Raw genomic sequence first — 26131 nt, 5'->3', positions numbered from 1 at the left:
TTTAGAAAGTTACATTTAAATTAAAACCTATGTAACGCATAGATGGTGAGTTCAAATCTTCTGAACCTACATCTGGATCAGAAAAACGGTATTCTTTTGTCCAAAGAAGCAAATTCTGCCCAGTAACCCCCACACTGGCACGCTTAGCTTTAAATTTAGATGCTAATTTCTCAGGGACGCGATAATTGAGCGATAGCTCGCGAAGTTTAATAAATGTCTCATCCCAATAATTACGTCTTCCAGAATACGCAGATTTCCAATAGGTCTCATAAGAAACTACTTTATCATTGTCTGCAAAAACACGCGTGTCTTCTGCAATTTGTCCGTATTTATCATACGTAACACCTCCTGAAACGATCTTCACACCAGGTGCAACAAACGTTTTATTACCATTAACGACCTCTTCGTAACGATATGGATTGTCTGAATCAGGATGCGCACCCGTCTGCCATAAACGAGCGTTCATACCTGAATAAGACATTCCTTTTATTCGACCGTCAACACTCAAAGAAAGCGAGAAGTCTTTGTAACGAAATTGATTTGTCAATCCACCGAACCATTTTGGGGCAGTATAACCATACAACTGAGCAGCATATTTTGCAGATATTGGCATTCCCGAAGCATTGTTAACAATCTGACCGTCAGGCGATCTTTCCCAATCCTTTACTGTAATATAATCCGTCCTAGCTCCTGTTTTAACGTATAATGCATCTGCAGAATAAACAGGATCAAGCTTGTGGAAGAATTCCAAGTTTTGCGACATATTTAAAATAATATCCCATTGGAAATTTTCCTTTTTGATAGCAGCTGTACCCAATGTAATTTCATGACCTTTGGTCATTTTCTCCTCTTGCGTATTAATTAACCGCGAAGTAAAGCCTGATGACCCCGATATGGTTGCATAAGTTGTTACATTATGTAGTAGACGATAATAGCGGGTATAATTACCATAGAATCGATTTTTCCATAATCCAAAATCAAAACCGAACTCTGTTAAATCGCGCTGCGTAGGTGATATGGAGTAATCCTTGATTGAATTCGGATAAGAAGCGGTTGGCAATCCATCCCACACATTGTTGCTAATTGTAAAGGCCTGGTTTATTTCATATGGAGAAGGTACTGTCTTCGTAACGGCCCAAGATCCACGGATTTTAAACATATCCAACCAAGCTGGCTTATTTCCTATAAGATCACTTACGACTATACTACTTGAAACTGAAGGATAAAAATAGGAACGTTGTTCTTTAGATAAAGCCGAAGACCAATCGTTACGTCCTGTCGCTTCTACAAAAACAGCATTACGCCAGGAGACAGAAAGGCGTCCATAGGTGCTGTTGACCATTTCTTTTGTTTTACTTTCAACAGTCGACACTGGATCAATTGAGTTTCGAAGTGAGTAAAAACCTGGAATCGATAACCCATTGACTGTCGTAGCTGTAACGGCATTGTCACGTCGATAAAAAAGAGCACCGCCCACTAATCCGTCGAAGCCAAAATCACCAACTTTCTTTTTCGCTGTAAAGATTACGTCATTTGTTGTACTAAAACCATCCTGATTTTGCATCCAATACTTTCCTTTACTGTCAAAGCCGGAATATCCCCCCCTCGTACCATAAATGCCCATTGGATTGCGTTGCTCTCGTCTTTGTCCATAATAATCATATCCTGTACGTACCATCAGTTTCCCCCAATCAGAAACCTTATAATTCAAGGTCAAGGCAGCGTTCATCTTATTAACCAGCTCAGGGGTAACCTTCTCATAGGCCGTTAAATATGGATTATCATACCAGGCTTTATACATCCAATTTTGAGATTGATCTTTAATCAACCAATAATCTTTGTAATCCTGTAAATTATACTCAGGCCCAGTCCAGACGAGAATATTGTAAATATATCCCTGATCATTATATCCTGCGCCAAAATTACTTGTTGCTGAACGACGGTTATAGGCAAGGCGCGTTTCTATATCAACTTTTTCGCTAATCTTGGTCTGCCCAGCGACAGACATGTTTGTCATATTCAGCTTTTGGTTTGGATATTGCCCTTTATTATAGATATGATTGATCGACGTTCTAATACTTCCGTGTTCACCCTGATTGGTAAAACTCACGGAGTTATTGGATATAAATCCCGGCTCAAGGAAATTCTTAAAATTGTCCTTGCCCCGGGAAAGCAACTCCATCTCTTCTAGTTGTTTTGTCTGTGGGTTCCATTGTTTGGCTGTACGCCCAATATCCAGTTTATCTCCCCACACATAATCATCATTATTAAACTTTCCCCCTTCACCTGAAGAGTAACCATGTTGTACCTCGGGCAAAGCTAGATAACCCGAAAAAAACATGTTATTGCTATTGACGGAGATCTCCGTTCCTTTTTCCGCAAGTCCCTTTTTTGTCGTAATCATAATGGCCCCACCAGCCCCCATGCTACCGTACAAGGCCGTTGCGGTTGCACCTTTCAGAACGTTCATATCTTCGATATTATCTACCGGCACATCACGTAGGGTAAGATTTTCATAGGCGACACCATCGATCACCAAAATAGGTGTTAGTCCCCTTACTTGGATTTGGGGTGTACTGTTAAACTCCGTACTGTTCAAAACACGGACACCCGAAATACGTCCGGTCAATGTGGTTCCTACATCAACCCCCTTTACACGCGTCAGATCATCACCTTTAATGCTTTGCGTTGCATATCCCAGTGCTTTTTGTTCTCTCTTTATACCCAGTGCCGTTACAACAACTTCACCGAGCTCTTCGGAAGATTTGCCTAACTTAATAACATCAGCATTTGAAGCGGATACTTCACTTGTCTGATAACCAATATAGGAGATCAATAAAATGGCATCGTCTGCCACATTTGCAAATCGAAAAGTGCCTTGCTGATCGGTCGTTGTTACTTGTGTACTGCCTTTAACACGTACCGTGACTCCAGCGATAGGCTGCCCCGTTTCTTGGTCGACAACCTTTCCTCGGATCTCTTTGGCTGCATTAGAAACCGGCTTTTCGTTTTTAACCTTAGTATCGTTGCCCGTTTTCCTCGAGATCACATAAAGCTTCTCATCAATTTTTTTGACCTCAAGATTTCCGTTAGAAATGGTCTGTATAAATTGAACGATTTGCTCCTTTTTCAGTTTATCAAGGTCGGCGGCTTCATTGATCTTTTGGTTCGAGATAGAAGCATCATAACCAAATTTGACGTTAAATTTCTGTTCCATTCGCGTGAGGAGTTTCCCAATCCCTTCACTGGTAGAAAATTGTGAGGCCAAGGTATGAAGTGCGAGCGACTGAAAGAGCAGTGCACTTCCCATAAGTTTTAAATAGTAATTGGTCCTTTTCATAAATTACTTCTTATAGATAATTGTTTGATTAAATGCGGTATTAAGCATCTTGAGTGACTTTTCTAAATCACTAGCAGGTAGATAACCCGTATAACTTTCAGTCCGGAAGGAATCGATTAATTCAAGATGACTATCGGGATAAAGATTATTTAGATCGGCTACGATCTGCATGAGTGGAACTTGATTAAATGACAAGAGATCACTCTTCCAGTTCGATGCAATGCTCGTATCCGCTTTGGCAACATTAAATTGTCTTTGTCGCATATCGTAGGCGACTTTTTGGCCAGGGGTAACAAATGAATATTGCCCGGCACGTGAGACCCGTACTTTACCATGACTCAACACGAGACTGCTACGTCCTTCAGAACAATTTAAATTAAATGCGGTGCCTAATACGCGTACATCAAAGTCGCCAGAACTGGCGATTACAAAAGGTTGTTCAGCATTCTTAGCTACTTCAAAAAAAGCTTCCCCCGAAAGCTTAATCCGACGTAAACTGTCTGTATCAAAATCTGACAACAATTCAATATGTGCACCTTGCCGAAGAGAAACATGTGTACCATCGGGCAATACAAGCTGCTTAACAAATTTTGTCGGATTGGAATAATGAACAATTTCAGAAACTTTATTAATCTCTTGTTGGCCCTTAAATTTAAATTGGAAGAGGCCAGCAAGACCGATTAAAAGTAAACAGGCAGCGGCGGAAATGACAGACCACCGTCTTTTCCAAATAGGTATTAAGCGCGGAGTCAATGACGAACCTGTAATTGTAAAGAAGATATCCTCGGAAGTCGTTTTATTTAGTTCACAATCGCGATTGTCCAGCGAAACTATCTCCTCGACATCTGGAAGTTCATCCCTGTCACAAGAAGTCAGTAAATCAAGAAATATGGCGTTTTCTTCGGGACTAAGTTCTCCCTTAAGGAATTTTTTATATAAAGCAGCTATTTTGGAATTCATCATTCTATGCCCATCTTTAAATACATATACGTACCTAGATGACCGAAAGACGATGCGGTTCTAAAAAATTTTTAAAAAAATCAATAGGGCTATTGAAATCTCAAAATGATCAAGAATATATTGCCGAACAAACTTGTTGCCCTTAACCAATTGATCACGGACGGTATTGACGGAAATCCCAAGCCTATCTGCAATTTCCTGATTATCCAAAAACTCTTCTTTACTCAACAAAAAGATTTCGAGTCGCGATTTTGGGAGTTTTGAAATGGCCTCACGATAAACTCGCTCCAAATCTTTAAACCGAATTGCTTCCTCATTCGAATTGTCTACCAATTTGGTCCAATCGATATCTGTAGCCTGAAATTGGAATCTGACCTTTTGTTTCCGCAATTCGTCAAACACAAGGTTCCGGGCAATCGTATAGAGATAAGACTGTGGATTTTTATTACCATCCAATTCTTCCCATTTTTTCCAAATGCGGGAGAAGGCTTCTTGTACCAAATCTGCGGCAGCTGGTTCTTCTTTAAGGTGTAAATAAGCATATTTATACACTTTATCCTTGTACAGCAAAAAGAATGTTTTAAAATCCAGGACATTATTATTTTCAATAGGCATTCTTCATCACTTATAATTGATCCTACAAGTTTAGTGAGAATTTTTTAAAATATACCATGAGACGCACATCATATACGACCTATAAATCGCAGTTTTACAAGTGATAACACTTTAATTATAATGAATTTATATTAAATTAACACAATGGGTAATCGGCGCTCCATTAAAAATACTGTGATCACTGAATCATATAACCTTATACATCCTGGACAAGCTGGAAATAAAAAAGTCTCTTTGCAATAAGCAAGGAGACTTTTTTTTATGGTCCTGTAATTTTATAGCAGACTACACGAGCTATTTTAATAACGGAAATGGTCCTAAAAAGTAAGTTCCGCGTTTATAGAAACGGAGAAAGAAATCAAGTACCTTATCGTTCACAGGAAAGAAAAATTGCTTATCCACCTCTGCCTTAAATAGATTAATATAATACTTAGGTAACTCGCTTGGAAAGAAATCTTCAACCAAAAGATTCAAGAAATACCGTGCATAAGGCAGTTCTTCCTCACTATCCTTCACTATAAAGCTGTTAGTATCTAATGGAAAAAATTCTTCTATGCCGCCGAACACTTCCAAACCAGTTTTAGGATTAAAGAAAACCGTCACTTTAGCATCTTCTGTAAGATCCAGGTTTGATTCAGGAAGCGGGGATTCTTCTTTACTGGGATATTTTTGCTGATATTTCTTAAAAAAATCAGTTGCAAATTCCTTTACTTCTTTTCCTTCCATAAACGCAACTGCTGCCTTATGTTCTGCTTGGAATAATTTGCCCATATCTTTCAGCTGCTTTTCAGTTTTCTTTAAGCTCTTATCCTTTCCATTCAATGCCTCAATACGATACGTCATCTCATACTGCTCAGGTAAATCAAAATTTACTTCGTCGGGGTTAACAACGGTCATGATTCCAGATAAGTTCCAGGCATCTTTCCATGGTACAATTTCCATGTAGAAAGATAACGTTTCTGTAGGCTCAACAAATTGCTGTATGGAGTCCTTAAAGATCTTAAACGGAGTTTTTGTGCCGATATGCTTTACATGCACATACAGCTCGTCTGTCTTTACATATTCAAAAAAGCTATTGATGCGGTTACCTAGCGTTTTGACAATACGGTATAGCGCATGTTCCTTTCCTATCACCTCAGCGACAAATTCAGAAGCCTTCAATGCAAACAAATGTAGTCTATAATTATTGAAGTGGTTGTCTCGCACACGATAGATCATCTGTTGTAATTGATTTTGGTCGTGTTGATATCGTCCAATCTCAGCAACTTGCATCAAATGATTCAAATTGGTATTATATTCGCCCGCCGTCAGGTAATTTGTAGCAACAAGTTTCTCTATAAAATTACGGACGTCAAAATAACTCGCACCTTCTTCCAAAACATATTCTAGCTTTAACTTCTCATTTTCAGGCGCAACCTCATAATGCTCTTCCAAAATTGAATAGGCCAAATCTGTAATCAACTGAATCAAACGTCCACGTGGATCGATAAACAAATGTGGATTACGTTCGCTGAAAAACAACCAAGTCAATACAGCAATATCTTCGCTATTAATATCCTCGGCGTAATAATCTGTCAAGGCATCATCAGTATAGAAAGGTAGAAGTTGATTATACAGTTCTGTATGGATTGTTCTAAATGCGGAAAAAATTCCTGTTTTTGCGATAACATCTTCTAAGTAACAGGTCAGATAGATACTCAATGTTTTTAAAGTATCTGTATGTATTAGATCATTCGTTTCTTGCTCCTCAAACCAAAGCGTAGATAAACTATCATTGATTTCATTTGCAACACGTAAATAATAACTATCTATTTCATTTGTTTTTTGATAAGTGTGGTGTGCAATCCAATCTTGAATAAAAATTCTGTTTCCTCTCATATGAAAAATGCTAAAACCAAAAGTAGCCAAATTTTCGAAATATCCATATGGGCAAAATATAAACATCAATTAAAATAGTAGACTGTGGTTAAAGCAGTCACAAATAGCAAAAGATACCTAACTATTCGAGGTATAATTTACTAACACTGTCCACTGAAGCACTTGCAATTAGCGTAATTCGAGAAATTATACCCGCCAAAAGAATAAAATTGCCACAAATAAAAAGAAGAGATACCCAAATAGATATCTCTTCTTTTTATTAAAAGTTAAAAGGGATCTGTCAATCACCCTGTAGCAATCACATTCTTACTATCACCAAAATGATCTTGCAACGTAGGATTCAAAATAGCGCATGTTTTCAATAAATCACGTACCGGATATTTGGCCACAACATCTTCCAGGGCCGCCAAATGCCGTTCGTGGTGTACATCTGTTCCTACAAAATCATACATCCCCGATTTAATCATAGTTAAGGCTGTAGATTTCACTTCAACACCATAATAACGACTAATTGAGAGCAAATTAAGCTGTAACATGCACCCTGCATCCTTGATCTGCTTATACATATTGAAGTTGTAATGATAGTAGTTATAACGCTCTGGATGTGCCAAAATAGGTTGATAGCCCAGATTTTGTATATCCAATATGGTTTGAAATAGCGCTTTGGATTCTTGTAAATAGGACATCTCGATCAATACATATCCCCCCGGCATAACACACAACTCATTCGATTGGATGAGATTTACAATACCGTCATCAATCATATGCTCTGCAGCGGAATGGATTTCCGGCATATTAGGGAGCCCCTTCATACCAGCTAAAAGCTTACCCTTAGCCGCTTCAATCGTACGAATTGAATTTGGATGTACACCATCCATAATATGCGGTGTACAGACATATTTCTCAAAGCCCATCCTTCCAAGTCCTTTCAACAGTGTCAAGGATTGCTCAATAGATTGACTTCCATCGTCTATTCCAGGCAGAATATGGTTGTGCATATCCACTTCCAAGAAGGCCAATTTTCCCACAACCTTTACTTTTGAATCCTGAGTTTTTTTCCCAAACAGTTTTGAAAATATCCCCATATTGTGCTGTATAAATCGTTTAGTTAGTCTATTAAAGTAGTTTGTTAAACACCAAATGTACCATAAACAAGCCAAATAAACTTAATATTATTTTAACATTATGAAAATATAACCATAATATTACAAAATTGATCAAAACAATAGTGTAATAAATTTGTTTTGACCGCCTTTTAGTTACTTTTTATTTAATTCTTTGATAATCTGATCCATTAAATAACTGACTGCGCCATCGCTTGTCTGAGGTAACCGTGTAGACATTTCAACTTCAGCGCGGTTGCCTACGATTCCTTTGGAAGTAATTGCAGTACTGCCATATTGATTGAGTTGTGTCAACATTTCTTCCCATTGTTTCCCTGGTGAAACACCCATTTCCTTTAACATATCAGGCAGCTTTTTTAAATCCATCGCCGCCGACATCTTATTTTGCTTCATCAGCTTGATGAAATCTTTGTTTGTTGGACCACTCATCTTATTTTGACGGATGTCATTTAAAGACAGAGAATCATTACTGACCATAACCAAATCCTCCTTTAGAAGAACATACATTGGAACATCCACATTTTTCTTGGTTGAAAATGCATAAATACCATCATGGACTTGGCCAACATGCTTTGAAACAGCCATTTCTAAGCCTTTTTTGATCAAGCGTTGATCCTTTGATGTAAACATCCAAATAAATACAGGAAGTGTTTCTTCTTTGGTCTTTTTCACTTCGGTTGCATTGTAATCATCGTCATAAGTATAATCGATGTAGTCTTTCTTGAATTTACGAAGACCGTTAACAACTACAAGATGGTCGCCCGGCATTACTTGAGCAATTGCTTTTTCATCTAGTGCTATTTCGAGCGCCATCAGCCCCCATTCTAAAACATCCTGTTGCGGCCCCAGCAAACCACCATAATATTTTGCCATATAGGCCGGCATTTCTGTCAGATAAGCTTCCGAATTAATATTCACATTGAAGAAACCTAAAGTCTTATCGGTCAAATATTTATTAAACTTAGCATTAGGCTTTTTAGCATACATTCTTTTGGACATCTCAGCAAGCCCTTTATCCAATCCAATAGAACCTTTTAATTTCAGCACACTTCCTTCTTGCGCAAAATCCAATATACCATCTTGATATCCGGTTTTGAACTTATCCAGCTTAATCCCCATGTAATAATAAGGAAGTGAGGTATACGGAGTAAGGCCACGATAAAGATCCTCTACACGGGGAACGTACAAGCGAATAAGTCCCATGTTTTTCTGAACTTTCTCCTGATCAGCACTTGATAGGGACTTGTAATTCCCTGCAAGCAACCGGTTAGCTTCGTTCAACAACCACTTTTCAAGTAAGCCATTGCGGATAGAATCATTTTTTCGATTTTGATCTTCATATGCTGTATAAAGTGAATCATAGTAACTCGGGTCATGCATTTCAACTTCTTCACTCCCAACAACATCCACTACCGGCGGCTGAATTTCTGCAGCAGCTAATTCAACGGTATCCGGGTCTACATCGATAGCAACAGGAGGCGATACCTGCTCAGGAAGCTTTACAGCCTCATCCCACACGACCGCTGCGGAATCCATTGCCACCACTGTAGTATCTGCCCAGGCGTCCTCGTCATCGGCCGGACGTGCGATATAGTCTACCTTCTTAATACCATACCGACCAGCGATTGAATCATTATCGAAAAAAGTGGGATTTGCCGTCGCCGAAATAAATCGAGCAATATGATCGTTATAGACCAACATGCTGCCCGCTTTGAGACTGACGCTGCTGTAGCCATTTGAAAATGCTTTTGGTTCACCGGCTGCATGGAGCAATTGTTCAAATTGCCCCTTATTGTTCAAAGAAAATAAGAATTCCGTAAAACTAATACTATCAGTTTTCCTGGTATAAAAATAAGCAGGCTTAGAAAGGTCGACGCCTAAATTTTTGATATCATTGTTCGCAGAAATACCAGCTTTTTCAAAAAAACCCGCTTTTTGAAGTAACTCGTTCAGTTTGTTCGCATTTGCTTTCTGTACAATATCTTTCAGGTTGAAAGCAGCAATCACTTCCACATCTTCGGGGACCTGTTTGATTAGGTCCTGCGCCTGAGCACTTGCCCCGAAGGACAAACAGGCGAATGCAACTAATATAAATTTTGATTTCATCTTATAAATAATTTTTCAGCTGAACCGGACTTGTTGTTCATTTGCAGTTTATGCGCTAAGCACGTCTCGGTTTTCACCCTATTATGAGGTTATTTTGTTAGTGTGATTTTATTCGCCAAACTCGATTTACCATACACCAGATCCATAAAAGGCAACTTCAGCAGTACCCCTTTTTTATTTCCTGCAACCTTTGCCAAACTGTTTCCCTGAGAGATTACTGGCTTTTCAAAACGTACGATCTGTGTATAGAATGCGTCTGCAAACTGGGTTGTATTGTCGCTTCCCAACTGATTGAATTTTGCTTTCCACTCATTGGAAGCCACAAATTTGCGTTCAAATACATGAGATTGCGCATGATAATAATATCGGTTCGAATTCGATATCTTAGTTTTAAAACGGTTTGCCAAGATATCCGAAAAAGCATTCAACGATTCAATCTGGCTAAAATCACAGGAAATATTAACAATGTAATTGGTAAAATCCGTCTTGTACGCTACATTAGAAATACCTTTAGTCTGCTTCAATAACTGAACAGCAGATCGAATTTCCTTCTCCATTTCGGCTTGAGAAGGTATTCGGATTCCCTTTATACTTTTCATCTTCATTAAAGAAGACACCTTCGTCTTACTTTTACTCAAATTTAATGTCGCCGCAATATGCCCAGAACCGTCTGATTTTAAATCAATCTGTTCAACAAAATCAAAACAACTTGACAATGTCAAAGTCATTAAAAAGGCACAAATCACGCCATAGAATCTTCTCAATTTTCTTTTTGCTTTAAATCCATTCATTAGAACTCGGTACGATTAATAATTTGTCAAATCAATATATGTTTTACATCAGCAGCAAACATTGTGCTATTTTTTCTTATTGACAAAATTATTAAAGTCGCGAAAGCATTTCACTACCTGAATTCAGGGAAAAATGAGAATACATATATTAAACCTACTCCTTCACGAAAGAATTAAAGCCGCTATCTTTAGACCATTGCAGTGTATTATAATAGGGATGTATCCACTTATTTAAATCATTAGGGACATAACAGGACAGTCCGGAGTACCGCAAAATGGGTTTACCCAGAAACCTGGCCGTATTCGCCTTATAGATAACCAATTTCGAAACTGTAGCCTCGATAGCTGTTGTCTCTGAGGGCAACATGTTCTGATGCACAAAATCAAGAAAATCAAAACCAGCGGATAAAGACTTCTCGTCAAAATCCAGTCGCTGTAAGTTGTCGCGATATACCGTTGTCAGGGGGGATTTATTCAGTGCAATATGGACGTTGTTTGCAAGATCCGACCAATAGGCATTATTCACTACAGCTATCGTAGCAGACTGATAGAGGCCTGTTAACTGATTATAAAAATTAAAATATGTTGCCGCTGCAGACCTCAGCCCCCGCTCTAGATTAGGATCAAATAAATCTTTCAAGACCAAATGATAAGGCATACTAGTGGATAACACTTCAGCTGGTGAAGCAATCGTATATTTAGCTTTTTCCCGAAGCTGATATAAGACTTCCACACTCGCCATGGAACAGGCATCGAACATTAAAAAGTCAAGCCCAGAAGGAATAACCGTTTGCAGATCCCTGAGTTCAGTTTTGCTTCCCCTGTCTTCGTTAAAAGACATCAATTTGACACCAACATTTGGCAGCCAGTTTGTTGCATGTGACCATAACACAAGCCCTACTGGACGACTGCCTGCATATGCATTCATAGTCAATAGGATTTGTTTCATTACTTGGGGGCTTGCCGAATCTTGATCCCCATATGATTTGATGACTGTACTTTTAATTTCTTGACTTTGATCGGCTACAATTTTGTAGATTTTGGGCGTGGTGCCCGCCAAAGAGGCATATACATAAACATCGGCGTCCAATCCAACCAACCCCTCTTCCATTGCATTGATGCTGTTATAAGCATCTGAAACCAGGTTATTATTAGCACCAATATAAACCAACAACACACGGCTATCGCTCTCCATTAACTTGTCTCTTTTGTCATTGCAACTATTTAACAGCGTCATAGATAAAATAGACAATACCATCAATACGCGGAACATAATCAAATTCATAGTAAAAACACTTAAAAACAGTAACAAATATATCTAAAAATCAAACTGATACATCAATAAAATAATTATTTACACAAAAGAATACGAAGACTTCATATTAATTTAACTTAACTTAAGTATTTTTGCCATTACTTTATTAACAAACACTAACTATCAATATGATTAAGAAGATCATAACTATTCCACAACAGCATATGTTGCGAATAGCTTGCTTTATGATTGCATCGCTTACATTTAATTCCTGTCAGAAGCCTGAATCTCGAATCGAGCAGCCGGCAGTAAAATTTACCCCCACCATCGTCGGCCAAATCAACACAAAAGCTACCGGAACTACCTGGGAACAGAATGACCAAATCGGTGTATACATGTACAGATCAGGTCAACCGTTGGAGTCAGCGACTGTTATCGACCAGGTCAACAATCACTTGTTCACTTTTAATGGTTCGCTCTTTCAAAGCAACAATTCAATTTTCTTAAACGCTGAAAAAGTGGATTTCATCGCATACTATCCGTATAAATCGCTAACAGATTTTCAATATCCAATTGATTTAAGTGATCAGTCCAATCCCGCAGCTTTAGATCTGATGTACGCAAATAACGCTAAAAACATCGATAAAAGTAACAACACCATCCCGCTTAACTTTGTAAGGCAATTGAGTAAAATCAGTATTCATCTCTCCATTACCAATACCGCTGTACTGGAGGCAAATCAAGTTACGGTTAAATTACCAGCAATAAGCACGCAAGGGGGATTCGACTTAACATCTGGAAAATTGACGGTGAATTCAACGGAGAAAAAAGATGTTCAGGGAAAATTAACGGTAAATGCTAATAAAACAGCTTTAATTGAATTTCTACTCCTTCCGGGTGAAGATATCACCGGAAAGGCAATTAAGTTTGTTGCTTCTAATGGCGATAGCTATACCTGGACGGTACCACAAAATCAAAACCTAAAGCAACTGACCGCAGGTAACAGATACAGCTTTGACATCAAAATCGACAACGGTAAACCGAGCGGTGGAGTCGGTGATTCACAAGCCTATCTAGAAATTCCCAAGATGAACAGTCTCAGCAATGATGAGGTTTTTATACAGCATTTTATGCCGGACGCCAGCGACAGTAGAAACTATGCGATGTTATATGACAAAAAATTAAAAATGGCGTATTGGGTAGCTTATCCGTTATACAGCAGCATTTTGGGATCGGGCAATCGCACGGATGCATGGGGATATGATCCGCAAGTCTCTACGGCTTTTCAACCTAATTTATTTAATGGTTTCAAGCCAAGCGGCTACGACAGAGGACACCAATTACCAAGTGCGGACCGCAACTTAAATACAACCCAAAATAAAACAACGTTTTACTTCACCAACATGACCGCACAAGCTTCACGTCTGAACCAAGGTATTTGGGCAAACCTGGAAACGAAAGTCAGAACCTGGACGGCACAGTGTGATACGATGTATGTCGTAACAGGAGCAATGCCTACAACAAGTACCAATACAGTATTGGATTTCGCGCAGGACAATGATGGCAAAGATATCGCCAAACCCAAATATTACTTCAAAGCACTAGCAATGAAAAAAGGATCCGAATATTATACCATTGCCTATAAGATAAATAATGAAACCCCACCTTCTGGAGTAACCTTTGAAAACTATAGATTATCGGTAAGCGACCTTGAAAAGGCTACAGGATTCATGTTCTTCCCCGATCTCAATGACGCTCAAAAAGCAAATATTAACACCTCTATTTGGAAATAATTAATAAACGACTTAGTCATATCAATTCATTTTAATTATGAAAGTAAACCAACTTTTATTCCTAGCGACTGCAGCAGCAGCCATTACAAGTTCCTGCCAAAAGGCACCTGTTTCAGAACAAGAAATTACTAAAGCGGTAACTTTTTCGTCAACAATCTCCAATCAAGTTACGACCAAAGCAACTGGAGCAAACTGGGAAAGCAACGATGCTATCGGTGTTTTCATGAAAACCGGCAGCGGCCTAAGCAATGCATTGGCAAGCAACAAACAGTATGTTACATCGAGTGGAGACGGAAACTTCAAAGCGAATGGCACTACCGAAGAAATCTCTTATCCTGCTGATGGTTCCAACGTAGATTTCATTGCCTACTACCCTTATCAAACAACCATCAGCAACAATGTCTACCCAGTCAATGTAAGCGATCAAAGTCAACAAAATAAAATCGACTTATTATATGCTAATAATGTAACTGGTGCCAATAAAAATACAGCAAACGCCCAATTACAATTTAGCCACAAACTAAGTAAAATTGAATTGACGATTGCGGCCGGAACTGGCGTTAGTTCCCTATCAGGTCTTACCGTAACTTACAATGGATTCAATACAACTGCAAATTTCGACCTTGCAACAGGTACATTAGCTGCTGGCACTAACCCGGCGGCTATCAAAGCAAAAACAACCGCTGGAACAACCACTACATCAGCAGAAGCCATCTTATTGCCTGTCGCCAACATTTCTGGAGCAAAAGTTGAATTCAAAATTGGCAATGAAATCTATACGTGGACTTTACCATCATCAACAACTTACGAAGCTGGTAAAAAATATAGCTATAACATTACTTTACAGGAGGAAGCAGGCAACAATACAGCTATTGTAGCTTCAGGAAGTATTGTTGACTGGACCGATGTACCTTCGGGGTCTTATACTATCGGGAAAGACGAAGAAAATGGCGGTGGCACAACTGATCCCGTTGAGCAGACATTATATACTGAAGATTTTGGTTCAACAATAGTTTCATCAAATACGAAGATCGCAGCATTTACAGGCTGGTCAAATACGGCTGTAACCTATACAGATCAATTTGCGGTGTCTGATATTCGCGTATTAAAATCGGGAGATAACTTAACAAACCACGTATGGCTACCGGCAAATAAAGATGCTGAATTGGCTATTAGCAACATTAACACCGAAAAATCATCCAAATTAAAACTTACATTTGATATCGCCGCTAATGTGTTTAACGCAGGTACAAAATTCGACATCAAAGATCTCTCAATAGATTTAAATGGACAAAAATTTAGTCCAACTTCCAAAGTATTATCGAAAGAAAATAATGATGCAAATATTTTTTACACGGTAGAGGTTGATCTTTCCGCAGCAACATCAGTTCCTGCTAGCTCTAAAATTACATTAACAACAACTGTTACAAATAATACTGTTGGTGTCCGCATCGATAATATCGTCTTAAAAGGCCAAAAATAAAATACAATAAAAACATCTTCAAATGCAACACATCCATCATGTGTTGCATTTGTTAGCTAAATACATTTCACTTTTTAACCTCAAGCTATGTATAAAAAATACATACTTTTTGCGCTCTTATCGGCGGCCAGTACCCCTATCTTTGCCCAAAAGGCCAACGTACAGGGTATCGTACGCAATCAGTTGAGCAAAGAACCTTTTTCCAATGTACGTCTCGTCTTTGAAAAAAATCAAAAAACAGTGGTTACGGATTCCAAAGGAAACTTCAATCTACCGAAGTTAAATTCAGGCGAGGAAACCATCCTGATCACGGGCGGTAACATCCAAGAAACTAAAATTACTGTTCAAATCCCGACCTCCGGTCTGCTCAAAATGGAAGACATTTATGTTCTTCCAAGTACTGACAATGATAATATGGTACAACTGAGCATGGCTGCAGATGATTTATTGGATGATGATAACGAATCTTTCGATCAAAACATTTCGGCCAAAATTATCCTTTCCAATGACGTATACGTTAACAAAATTGGTTATCAGCTCTCACAGTTCCGTTTCCGCCTTCGCGGATACAACAACCGATACGAACAAAAATATATCAACGGTGTACATTTCAATGACCAGTTGCGTGGTGTCTTCAACTACGCCTCCATCGGAGCCATCAATGATTTGACCCGAAATGGTGACGAAGACAACGCCATGGATGCCTCGACTTTTACATTCGGCTCCATTGGCGGCTCTGAAAACATCAACATGCGTGCAAGCACCTTTGCGAAAGGCGCAAAGGCAACAGCTACCTATACCAACCGGAATTACTATAGCCGCGGCATGCTGAGCTATTCTACCGGTCTCATGGACAATGGCTGGGCATTTACAGGGTTGATCGGTGGTCGTTATGCCGATAAAGGTTATGTAGAAGGAACATTCTACAAGAATGTCTCTTATGCCCTGTCGATTGAAAAACAATTCCAACAAGGAAAACACAGCTTATCCCTAGTTACCTTTGGTTCACCCGTAGAGCGCGGTCAACAATCAGGCTCCTTTCAGGAAGCCTACGATCTCCTCGACAATAACCTATACAACCCCAATTGGGGTTACCAAGATGGAAAAATCAGGAATTCGCGTGTAGTAACGGCTTACGACCCTACCGCAATCCTTTCACATATCTGGAAAATCGATCCGAACACAAAACTGACTACAGGTATATCACTGCATTATGGCAAATATGCCAGTACTGCATTAAACTGGTACAGAGCAAAAGACCCAAGGCCTGACTACTACCGCAATTTACCTAGCTACTATACACAGCAAGAGGATATTGACAAATATACCGAAGCATGGAAATCCAAAGCAGTATCTCAAGTCGACTGGGCTAGTTTATATAATCAAAACAAGGAAGCGGTAATGAAAGGTGAGCTTTCAGCACTATATATGGTCGAAAAACGTCACAGCGACCTGCTGGAAAGTAGTTTCAATTCGACGTTAAACAAGACCATTAACGAACATTCAAAGTTAACGGCAGGCATTGCAGTTAAAGGCTCACAATCACAGCAATATAAAACAGTAGACGACTTGTTAGGTGCCGAATATGTATTGGACACCGATAAATACGCAGAACAGGATTTTGGACAAGGAGCTTTACCAGCCCAGAATAACCTGTTAAATCCAGACTTTAAAGCTCGTGAGGGTGATACATTTGGTTACCGCTTCAATATCAATATGAAGTCGGCGAATGCTTGGCTACAAAATGAATACAGCTATTCGAATATCGATTTCTTCTACGGGACACAACTTTCCTATACCAGTTTTGAACGGATTGGTTATATGAAAAATGGACGTTTCCCAAATGATTCTTATGGAAAAGGACAGGAGCATCATTTTGTAGACTATGCATTTAAAGGGGGGATGACCTACAAATTCAATGGACGTCATTTGTTGAATGCGAAAATCAGTTACCAAACCAAGGCTCCTTTGGCCAATGATGCCTACGTCTCACCACGTGTAAGTGACTTCACCTTAGCGGACTTAAAAAGTGCGAAGATCTTCTCAACAGATATTAGCTATATTTTCTCCTTGCCAAAGTTAAATGGACGCTTGTCGGTATTTCAGACTAATTTTACGGATCTAATTAGCCGTCAAAGTTATTACAACGATGCTGCACGTACATTTATCAACCACGGTTTAGAAGATATGGATCAAATTCATAGGGGGGTTGAGTTAGGCTTAACATACAAGATCGATAACAACTGGAGTATTGATCTTGCTGCTACAAAAGCCGAATACTACTATAGTAATAATCCAATGGGGGTCATGAACTCTGAAAATGGATATATCAATGGTATTCCTGCGACTAATGTACGTGAAACAGTATATCTTAATAATTATTATGTTGGCGGAATGCCACAAACAACAGGAACATTTGGCCTCCGCTATTTTGTCGATTATTGGTTCTTTGGTGCCAATGTAAACTATGCAGGCGATATGTACTTAGCCAAAGCACCGCTTCGCCAGTTGATGTCCGACTATTCGACCATCAGTCCGGATGATGCAGAACTTTACGAGGCATACCAAAATTTGACGCATCAAGAGAAATTTAAGAACAGTGCGACTGTAGATCTTTCTATCGGAAAGATTTTATACCTAAAAGATCGTGGTAAATCAATCAATTTCAATTTGGCTGTCAATAACGTATTAAACGACAAAAACATTCGAACAGGCGGTTACGAAAATGCACGCCTGGACATTACCGCACCTAATAAGTTTAATTCGAAATATTATTATATGCAGGGGATCAACTGTTTTTTGAATGTATCCTATAGATTTTAACTTCAATAATCATGAATAAAAAAAATATACAAGCTGTCTATACCACGATGTTATCAGTCATCTGTGTCGGACTTATCCTATTTACCAATGCGTGTAAGCGCGACTATACTGAGCCGCCATTGACTGAACCCATATACAGTGGTCCAGGTGCTAACATCACAATAGGAGCATTAAAAGAAAAATATGCTAACATTGTGGATCCAAAAGTAATTGAAGAAGATTTAATTATTAAAGCATTTGTCACAGGTAACGATATTTCGGGAAATATCTACAAGCAGCTATACATTCAGGACGAAACTGCAGCCATTAATATCGGCGTCGATCAAAACAGCGTTTATTCATCCTTTAGAGCTGGCCAAGAAGTTTACGTTAACCTAAAGGGTTTATCCATGGTCAAATATGGTGGTGAATTGCAAATTGGTTTTAGCGGAACCAATGCGAATCGTATCTCGTGGCTTGTTTTTCAAGAGCATGTACTACGAAATAAGTGGTCTGATGCAGCTAATTTAACGCCGTTGGAAGTCGACCTGTCCAAGTTAGACGCATCAATGGTCAACAAATTGGTCATTATTAAAAATGTACGCTTCAACAACGGCGGCATTAACGCCTTCGCAGGTGGAACCGCTACTGTCAGCGAAGTCGTCAAAGATGCGAATGCCAAAACATTGGATGTTCGCAACAGCAACTTCTCTACCTTTGCTAAAGAGATCCTTCCTAAAGGAAACGGAACACTAGTCGGAATATTAGGTCGTTACAATGGTGGTTGGCAGCTCTTCTTACGTGACAAGACAGATGTTATTGACTTTGATGGTACAGATGCGGGAACAACACCGACTGATCCCGAAACCGGAGGGACACTATTCAGTGAAACATTTGGCAATGGCACTTATCCAAGTGGCAACCGTCCAAAAATTGCAGATTTCACCGATTTCGACATGAAAGCTCCGGTGACCTACACCGAAGAAAGCAATTCCGCCGATATTCGAACAGCGACAGGAATCAGTGCCTCGGTTTGGCTTCCGGCAAACAAAGATATTACACTGAAAATCGCTGGAATACAAACGGCCAACAAAACGGACCTTACATTGAGTTATCAGCTCGTTCCTAATATTTACAATATTGGTGAAGCGACCAACCTTAATGCCATGAAGGTGAAGGTAAACGGAACAACTTATACAATTCCAAGCACACCAGTAGCGATCACCTCAACAGATGACCGTAATAAATATTACACGGTCAGTATTCCTAACATTACACCTGCAGCAACAAGTACCGTCGAATTTATAATGACTGGCGCGGACAATGCATTTGGCTTCCGTTTAGATAATATTAAAATCGTAAGCGCAACTGGCGGAAGCGGTTCAGACAACACGATTATCGTTACTAAATAGATGAAAGATGAACTATAAACACATCAGCTGCATTTTACTTCTCCTTTTATTTGCTGTAAATCCGAGTTTCGCACAAACCAACCGTCGGGTTTACCCCATCGCATTCTACAATTTGGAGAATTTATATGACGCCGTAAAAGATTCTTCCATCAATGACGATGAGTTTACGCCAAAGGGTGCCAACACATGGACAGAAGCCAAATACCAGCAAAAGATTAAAAATATGGCGCGAGCAATTCGCGCTATTGGTTCGCCGAGTTCAAACCTCGGGCCCATAGCTTTAGGCGTAGCCGAAATTGAAAACCGCCGGGTTCTGGAAGATCTTACACGAGATCCCCAACTCCGTGAGCTGGGATTAAAGATCATTCATCATGACTCCCCTGACCGCCGTGGTGTGGATGTTGGATTCCTTTATAATCCAGAATTCTTTACCCCCTATCGCGATCAGGCATATTCCTTTCATTTACCGGAAAATCCCGGGTTCAAGACGCGTGATCAGCTCTTAATATCCGGAACTATTGCTGGCGATACAGTGCATATCATTGTTAACCACTGGCCTTCGCGTTATGGCAATAAATCTTCTGGACTTCGCGAATTCGCCGCAGGTATTACTAAAGGGATATGTGATTCCCTATATCGTGAAAATCCGGAGGCCAAGATTATCATCATGGGCGATTTGAATGATGACCCCAAAGATAAAAGCGTGAAGGATGTCTTGCAGGCCAAGAAAAACCCACAAGATGTACCAACTCAAGGATTGTTTAATACCATGTGGAAGTTTTACGATAAGGGAATTGGATCACTGGGTTATCAGGGGCAATGGAACCTCTTTGATCAGATCATTATTTCCAGGCCACTATTGGATAATAAAAACAAAGGCTTACGTTTCGTCAAAGCAGAAATCTTCAATAGAGACTTTCTGGTTCAACAGGAAGGACGCAACAAAGGTTACCCGCACCGGACATTTTCAGGCGGCGTATTTATCAATGGCTACTCGGATCACTTTCCAACATTGATCTTTCTGGTAAAATAATATAAATGAAATCCGATTAACTCTTCTTAAACGGACTTAAATATAGGAGCTCCTTATATACGAGCTCCTATCTTTTTTTGATATCGCCAGTCTTCAGGAATCTATCATTATACACAAAATATAAACTACCATTTAATCGCACTATTATACCATAGTTAAAACGCAATTTTTTACTAGATTTAAATCATGAAGCTTATCATATTTGATCTAGACGGGACACTACTAGATACATTACAAGACCTTGGAGACAGTTGTAACGCAGTTCTGCAACAGTATGGATATCCAACTCATCCACTCGTAGCCTATAAGAAATTTGTAGGCAATGGGGTGGAGAAACTTATCGAAAGGGCATTACCCGAAGAAGCACGAACCCCACAGACGATGCCGCTCGTACTTGCCGCTTTTAAGAGCTATTACGAGCAAAAACCCATAACACACACAAAACCATATACCGGAATTATACCGCTGCTCCAAGAATTGAAATCCTTAGGTTATCTCATCTCCGTAGCGTCCAATAAGTACCACGAGGCAGTCCTCCCGCTGATGCAGCAATATTTCTCCGATCTTCAATTTGACCTTATTTTGGGACATCGCGCTGGTCATCCAGCTAAACCAGATCCAGCGATTGTCTTAGACAGCCTCCAAACACTGGGCGTCGGCAAACATGAATGCTTTTATGTAGGCGATTCATCTGTGGATATGGATACCGCCAATAATGCCGGGGTAACAGCCATAGGCGTGACATGGGGTTTTCGCGATGAAGATGAATTAAAGGAACATGGTGCCCAATACATTATCCACAGCCCAGAAGAGCTTCTAGGTATTATATAATCGTATAGTATAAAAAGAAAAGCGGCACTCAAATCAATCGTGATCCAGATGCCGCTTTTTTTAAAGCAGGTGACTACATTTTCGCATCCATTAATTGCTCGTTTTGTGTTTTGAGGTTACCCCGCTTTTGGCACACTATCAGCAATCGAAATACTTCTATTCAAAATGCGACAGTATCGGATTATTGATCTGGGCCGAAATTCCATTTGTGAACCGCGTAACGACATTAGAAGAGAATAATGTGCAACAACAACTGAAAGAACTGATTCGACAAAATTTCAATCATCCGTCGATTTATATCTGGGGCATGCACAACGAAGTGTATACACCTACGGCCTACACCGTTGATCTCACCACAAAATTAAATGATCTGGCAAAGTCCGAAGATCCGGACCGATATACCGTTTCTGTCAGCGGTTATAATGTCATCGACCACCCGGTCAACAACAATGCAGACGTGCAAGGCATCAACCATTATTTTGGATGGTACAACGGCGAACTGGAAGATAAATCAGCCAAAGACGACGATGTCGCCTCCTGGGCAAAACGAATCAGTGAAGCATTTAAAGATTACCGAATCATCTTTTCGGAATATGGTGCCGAAGCGATTCCCGAAGATCAGGCCGAAGAAATTGGTAACTTTGGCAATCAATGGAGCAACCCTGCCTTTTTCCCCGAAGAATATGCCACCAAATTCCATGAAGTCCATTGGGGAGTAATCGCTAAAAGTCCGATTTTCTTAGGCTCCTATGTTTGGAATACCTTTGATTTTGCGACGCCGATCACCGCACTCAATGTCAATCCCCGAAATTATAAAGGATTGGTGTCCTTTGACCGTAAATTGAAGAAGGATGGTTTTTATTGGTACAAAGCCAACTGGAGCAAAGAACCTGTATTATATATCACACAACGCCGTATGATGAATAGAGGGAATGAAATCACAGCTGTTACAGTTTATTCCAACAGAGGTGAGCCTACATTGATAGTTAATGGACAGTTTATCAAAGGCGCCAAAATTGGTCAGACCAATGTACATTACATCTTCGAAAACGTGAAGCTAAAAAATACAGTGGAAGCGAAAATACGTCCGAAAGATGGCAAGATATTAACCGACCATATTGAATGGAACTATGATCCAGCGTATAAACAGGGTCCATCGGGACCTACTAAATCAAAAACAGAACACGTCGGTCTATAGTTGACCGACAAAAGCCGGGTGTTTACCGAGATTGTTTCGAGATTGGCCTAATGAGCGTGGTCAGTGCGCTATTTCCGTCCTATCTTTGAGTCATCAAATAAGAAATAAAGATTTAAAAAAATAAACATCATGGCAACTAAAACGACATTCAGCATCAACAGTAAAACAATTACTAAAGTTTTTCAAGATCTTTTTGATTCCTTCAAAAGCTCCCGTTTAAAAGTTTCATCCAAGAATGGACAAGAATACTTAAATATTTCCCTGCTTTTAGCTGTAATCATCGGAATTATTTTCCCTGTAGCTTTTATTGCATTGATTATTCTAAGTTTGATTGCACCTATTGAAATTGCAATTCTTCAAGAAGTAAAAGAAGAGCATGCAAATCAAAAGATGATTGAACTCAAATAAAATACTATACTATCACCTACAAAGATGGGCTATCCAATTTTTGGATAGCCCCTTCTTTTATAAAATTCTCGGCATATATCCATACAGTACAATTTCATCTATTCATCCGCAAATGATCAAAATGATCTCTCTACGCTAGCTTTCAGTCAAAAGATGACATAAGATTTCCAAAAAGTAGCTCCCTGTCTACAAGCTTACAATTGGATTTGGTTTTTTAGTGCTAAATTTGAATTCCAAACTAAACAAAATAGGCTATAGTTAATTTATTGGGGTGAAAGAACAATAACGTGAAAAACAGTAGAAAATTATTTATTATCAGGACAGTTTTAATTGCCTTCCTCATTCTTTCCTTGACTTATATCGGTTCGATATTTACCTATCAATATATTGAATACCAAAAAACCGAATCCCGTCTAAATAAAGCATACAGCTCTAAGAATGAATTGACAAATCTTTTTTATGAACTCTTCTCATCATATAACGACTCCGGAAATGCGTTTCGTTCCTACACCGTGGATTTTAGTGCCAAAAATTTAAAGAACTACAGCAATAGTTTGGATACGCTCAGGTTTTATATTGATTCACTATCGGAATTATCTTCACAAAAAGGACTTATTTTCTCCACAAATACTTCCCTGGAACAAAATATTTCCCTCTCGGATGAGTTCGCACGCATTAAAAAATCTGTTGACAACATGATTTTTCTTGCGAAAGACTCTCTTTCGCTCTTAACCAAAACAAATAAAAACATCCGTCCAGGAAATAATAGAATATTTGCAGATTCAGTTGTCAACAAAATATTGCGCGATACTGCTCTTAATGTCAACATGAAAGATACGATAGTTCGAAAAAAAGAGAAGCTATTCACCCGTATTTTCAAAGCCAAAAATGATACCTTGGTCGCAGATAGGCTGGAGCAAAATTTCAATGTTAACCAAATTAAAGCTATACATAGCCAAATCCAAAATTTGATAGAGCAAAATGAGATTTTCCATCTCCAAGATTTCAGTAAGATTCGCCGTTCATTTATGGAGCTTCAGCAGAAAGAAAGGCAGCTTTTACAATCTAACTACAACTTATTCAACACGATTAGTACTGCATTGCTACGAATTAAAACTCATGAAGATGGAATGTTAAGAGCTGCTGAAATTCGAGATTTCAAGCTTTATCGTGAAAACTCCTCCATTTTTGGAAAGCAGGTTATCGCTTCTATTATTCTCATGATAATTATGGTAACACTCCTCTTGTCATACCACTACAATACACTGGTGTATGAACGGAAACTGACCGCTGCCAGAGACTACGCTTTGAAAACAGCAAAGGAGAAGACGAGTATATTAGCCAATGTAAGTCATGATGTACGCACACCGGTCAATTCTTTAGTGAGCATTATTGACTTACTAAAAAACAACGCCGAAAGCAATAGGATCAATCCTATTTTATTAGATGCCATCACACAAGATATTCATGTGATAAATGATACCGTTGAGGATATTTTAAATCTCGGTAAGCTAGAGTCTGGTACATTAGAAATAAAGGCCGAATATTTTTCACCATCTCAACTACTCTTCAATGTGATTAAAATGCTCCAGTCACAGGCAGATAAAAAAGGACTAAAACTTATTAGCTCCATTGATATCGATCGCGACATCTTAATCAAAAGCGGAACATATCGCGTAAGACAGATTGTTTCCAACCTCCTCAGTAACGCCATTAAATATACGGATAAGGGGACGATAGAAGTGAAAGCCTATATCACCAGAAATCAGGGATCAAAATTACATATTGTAGTTAACGATACAGGAATGGGTATTTCTGCAAAAGATCAAGAGCATATTTTTGAACAGTATTATATGACTGATCAAAAATCCAAAAGTAGTTTTGGATTGGGATTGCATATTTCTAAACTCATGGCTGCACAGCTAAACGGAACGTTAAGTGTTAACAGTCAACAAGGTAAAGGATCAACATTTACATTAGTCGTCCCATTTACCGAAGAAAAGAAAAACAGAAAACCAATCACAAATTTGAGCAAATTATCAAAAGATTTAAGTTTTGTCGTTATTGATGATAATGCAATTAATAATCTATTTGTAAAACAAGCATTGCAACATTTCGAAAATGTAAAGATCTATCAAGATTCAACTGCTGCAATAACTTACCTGAAAGAAAATAAAACGGATATTATTATAACCGATCTCAAAATGCATGGTCCTACGGGCTGGGACATTCTAAATACTGTCAAAGACACCAACCCTATGCGAGGATGGAATAGTAAAGTTATTGCATTAACGTCAGACGAATCACAGGTAACCATGCAGGCTCCAGAAGGCCAGCAACATGAATTTGATGGCATTATGACCAAACCCTTAAACAAAGCTATTCTTGCCGAAATCATTGCGCGCATTTCGTAAATTAAATAATCTTCCCACGTTAATACTTATATCTTCAACGGCATAGAATCAGCCAGCGCTGCCATCAGCCGAAAATGCTCTCCATTCCAATATCTTCCTGTCCCTTACCGACCAAGCTACAATCATTGATAACGATCCGTAGTACAGTGGCCACTAGCCTGACTCCAAAGTAAACAATAGCAGAAAAGTGATGATGAAACGGCTCTGTATATGGACAATAGTTTATGGTGACAGCAATTATAGAAAAACAATATGGCCATGACGAATTATTTCGCCATAAAATCTGTATTCCCAAATTACGATTATAGCCATGTTGTCCCTTGAAGCTAGATTGTCTAGATGGATACTATGCTGATATACCTCACAGAAGAGCGAGTTCCTGTCCATGAAAAATGTTGCTATACCGTTATGGCGATCATGAAACTATATTCCGGAACGAATAAACTATTTACATCTTTTAACCGGATACAGTTATAGAAGATTCATGTAGCAACTACTGGAAATACGAATGATAGCACATAGAAAGTGGACCGTCACTGAGGACAGTGCCGGTTGCGGAGCATGGCCGATGGACCAGCCCCGTCGACGGCCACGGAGGTAGTTAAACGAAAGAAGCCCTTGACTGTTTCCAGCAAGGGCTTCCGTGTAAAAAAAGGCACCGACCTACTCTCCCACCTGTTACGGCAAT

The 26131-nt window shown here is 39.2% G+C and carries 17 protein-coding genes; 9 read left to right on the top strand and 8 right to left on the bottom strand.

The window, feature by feature from the left end; translation table 11 throughout:
• Window position 1 precedes the first annotated feature (1 nt).
• From J2X77_RS12545 to J2X77_RS12510, 8 genes are all read right to left on the bottom strand, one after another.
• The gene (locus J2X77_RS12545; RefSeq protein ID WP_209577431.1) at window positions 2-3340 is read right to left on the bottom strand and encodes a SusC/RagA family TonB-linked outer membrane protein; all 3339 of its coding nucleotides are present in this window, start codon (window positions 3338-3340) and stop codon (window positions 2-4) included.
• Between the two features lie 3 nt (window positions 3341-3343).
• Window positions 3344-4303, bottom strand: a complete 960-nt coding sequence (locus J2X77_RS12540; protein WP_209577429.1) for a FecR domain-containing protein — start codon at window positions 4301-4303, stop codon at window positions 3344-3346.
• A gap of 57 nt (window positions 4304-4360) precedes the next feature.
• Entirely contained in the window at window positions 4361-4915 is a 555-nt protein-coding gene (locus J2X77_RS12535; RefSeq protein ID WP_209577427.1) for an RNA polymerase sigma factor, read from the bottom strand.
• A gap of 294 nt (window positions 4916-5209) precedes the next feature.
• Window positions 5210-6793: a DUF3843 family protein gene (locus J2X77_RS12530; protein WP_209577425.1), complete on the bottom strand. Its 1584-nt coding sequence runs from the start codon at window positions 6791-6793 to the stop codon at window positions 5210-5212.
• Window positions 6794-7077: 284 nt separating this feature from the next.
• Entirely contained in the window at window positions 7078-7878 is an 801-nt protein-coding gene (locus J2X77_RS12525) for a tyrosine-protein phosphatase (RefSeq protein ID WP_209577423.1), read from the bottom strand.
• A gap of 174 nt (window positions 7879-8052) precedes the next feature.
• Window positions 8053-10023 (bottom strand): DUF4836 family protein, encoded by a 1971-nt coding sequence (locus tag J2X77_RS12520; RefSeq protein ID WP_310080996.1) that lies wholly within the window; start codon window positions 10021-10023, stop codon window positions 8053-8055.
• An 89-nt stretch (window positions 10024-10112) separates the two neighbouring features.
• Complete coding sequence (locus J2X77_RS12515) at window positions 10113-10814, bottom strand: hypothetical protein (protein ID WP_293882516.1); 702 nt, start codon at window positions 10812-10814, stop codon at window positions 10113-10115.
• Window positions 10815-10968: 154 nt separating this feature from the next.
• Window positions 10969-12099, bottom strand: a complete 1131-nt coding sequence (locus J2X77_RS12510) for a clostripain-related cysteine peptidase (protein WP_293882514.1) — start codon at window positions 12097-12099, stop codon at window positions 10969-10971.
• A gap of 158 nt (window positions 12100-12257) precedes the next feature.
• On the opposite strand from J2X77_RS12510, the gene J2X77_RS12505 reads away from it, so the two are divergent.
• From J2X77_RS12505 to J2X77_RS12465, 9 genes are all read left to right on the top strand, one after another.
• Entirely contained in the window at window positions 12258-13862 is a 1605-nt protein-coding gene (locus J2X77_RS12505) for a fimbrillin family protein (protein ID WP_209577415.1), read from the top strand.
• Between the two features lie 37 nt (window positions 13863-13899).
• Complete coding sequence (locus tag J2X77_RS12500) at window positions 13900-15345, top strand: fimbrillin family protein (RefSeq protein WP_209577412.1); 1446 nt, start codon at window positions 13900-13902, stop codon at window positions 15343-15345.
• 87 nt (window positions 15346-15432) lie between these two features.
• Window positions 15433-18168: a TonB-dependent receptor gene (locus J2X77_RS12495; protein WP_209577411.1), complete on the top strand. Its 2736-nt coding sequence runs from the start codon at window positions 15433-15435 to the stop codon at window positions 18166-18168.
• Between the two features lie 11 nt (window positions 18169-18179).
• The gene (locus J2X77_RS12490) at window positions 18180-19559 is read left to right on the top strand and encodes a DUF5689 domain-containing protein (protein WP_293938373.1); all 1380 of its coding nucleotides are present in this window, start codon (window positions 18180-18182) and stop codon (window positions 19557-19559) included.
• Window positions 19560-19566: 7 nt separating this feature from the next.
• Complete coding sequence (locus J2X77_RS12485) at window positions 19567-20592, top strand: endonuclease/exonuclease/phosphatase family protein (RefSeq protein ID WP_209577409.1); 1026 nt, start codon at window positions 19567-19569, stop codon at window positions 20590-20592.
• 186 nt (window positions 20593-20778) lie between these two features.
• The gene (locus J2X77_RS12480) at window positions 20779-21423 is read left to right on the top strand and encodes an HAD family hydrolase (RefSeq protein WP_209577406.1); all 645 of its coding nucleotides are present in this window, start codon (window positions 20779-20781) and stop codon (window positions 21421-21423) included.
• Window positions 21424-21550: 127 nt separating this feature from the next.
• A complete protein-coding gene (locus tag J2X77_RS12475) occupies window positions 21551-22621 on the top strand; it encodes a glycoside hydrolase family 2 TIM barrel-domain containing protein (protein ID WP_310080990.1) in 1071 nt (356 codons plus the stop codon).
• Window positions 22622-22750: 129 nt separating this feature from the next.
• The gene (locus J2X77_RS12470) at window positions 22751-23029 is read left to right on the top strand and encodes a DUF4342 domain-containing protein (protein WP_070561781.1); all 279 of its coding nucleotides are present in this window, start codon (window positions 22751-22753) and stop codon (window positions 23027-23029) included.
• A 287-nt stretch (window positions 23030-23316) separates the two neighbouring features.
• A complete protein-coding gene (locus J2X77_RS12465; RefSeq protein ID WP_310080987.1) occupies window positions 23317-25443 on the top strand; it encodes a hybrid sensor histidine kinase/response regulator in 2127 nt (708 codons plus the stop codon).
• The last annotated feature ends 688 nt before the right edge of the window (window positions 25444-26131 follow it).

The organism is Sphingobacterium sp. 2149 (genome assembly GCF_031455655.1).
In the GTDB taxonomy this organism is placed as follows: Bacteria; Bacteroidota; Bacteroidia; order Sphingobacteriales; family Sphingobacteriaceae; genus Sphingobacterium.
Note: the sequence above shows the minus strand (reverse complement) of the source record. Positions and strands in the feature narration are given on the sequence as shown.

Coding starts and splice junctions, on each gene's coding strand:
- J2X77_RS12545 (WP_209577431.1), bottom strand. CDS start 3,340: ATGAAAAGGACCAATTACTATTTAAAACTTATGGGAAGTGCACTGCTC.
- J2X77_RS12540 (WP_209577429.1), bottom strand. CDS start 4,303: ATGATGAATTCCAAAATAGCTGCTTTATATAAAAAATTCCTTAAGGGA.
- J2X77_RS12535 (WP_209577427.1), bottom strand. CDS start 4,915: ATGCCTATTGAAAATAATAATGTCCTGGATTTTAAAACATTCTTTTTG.
- J2X77_RS12530 (WP_209577425.1), bottom strand. CDS start 6,793: ATGAGAGGAAACAGAATTTTTATTCAAGATTGGATTGCACACCACACT.
- J2X77_RS12525 (WP_209577423.1), bottom strand. CDS start 7,878: ATGGGGATATTTTCAAAACTGTTTGGGAAAAAAACTCAGGATTCAAAA.
- J2X77_RS12520 (WP_310080996.1), bottom strand. CDS start 10,023: ATGAAATCAAAATTTATATTAGTTGCATTCGCCTGTTTGTCCTTCGGG.
- J2X77_RS12515 (WP_293882516.1), bottom strand. CDS start 10,814: ATGAATGGATTTAAAGCAAAAAGAAAATTGAGAAGATTCTATGGCGTG.
- J2X77_RS12510 (WP_293882514.1), bottom strand. CDS start 12,099: ATGAATTTGATTATGTTCCGCGTATTGATGGTATTGTCTATTTTATCT.
- J2X77_RS12505 (WP_209577415.1), top strand. CDS start 12,258: ATGATTAAGAAGATCATAACTATTCCACAACAGCATATGTTGCGAATA.
- J2X77_RS12500 (WP_209577412.1), top strand. CDS start 13,900: ATGAAAGTAAACCAACTTTTATTCCTAGCGACTGCAGCAGCAGCCATT.
- J2X77_RS12495 (WP_209577411.1), top strand. CDS start 15,433: ATGTATAAAAAATACATACTTTTTGCGCTCTTATCGGCGGCCAGTACC.
- J2X77_RS12490 (WP_293938373.1), top strand. CDS start 18,180: ATGAATAAAAAAAATATACAAGCTGTCTATACCACGATGTTATCAGTC.
- J2X77_RS12485 (WP_209577409.1), top strand. CDS start 19,567: ATGAACTATAAACACATCAGCTGCATTTTACTTCTCCTTTTATTTGCT.
- J2X77_RS12480 (WP_209577406.1), top strand. CDS start 20,779: ATGAAGCTTATCATATTTGATCTAGACGGGACACTACTAGATACATTA.
- J2X77_RS12470 (WP_070561781.1), top strand. CDS start 22,751: ATGGCAACTAAAACGACATTCAGCATCAACAGTAAAACAATTACTAAA.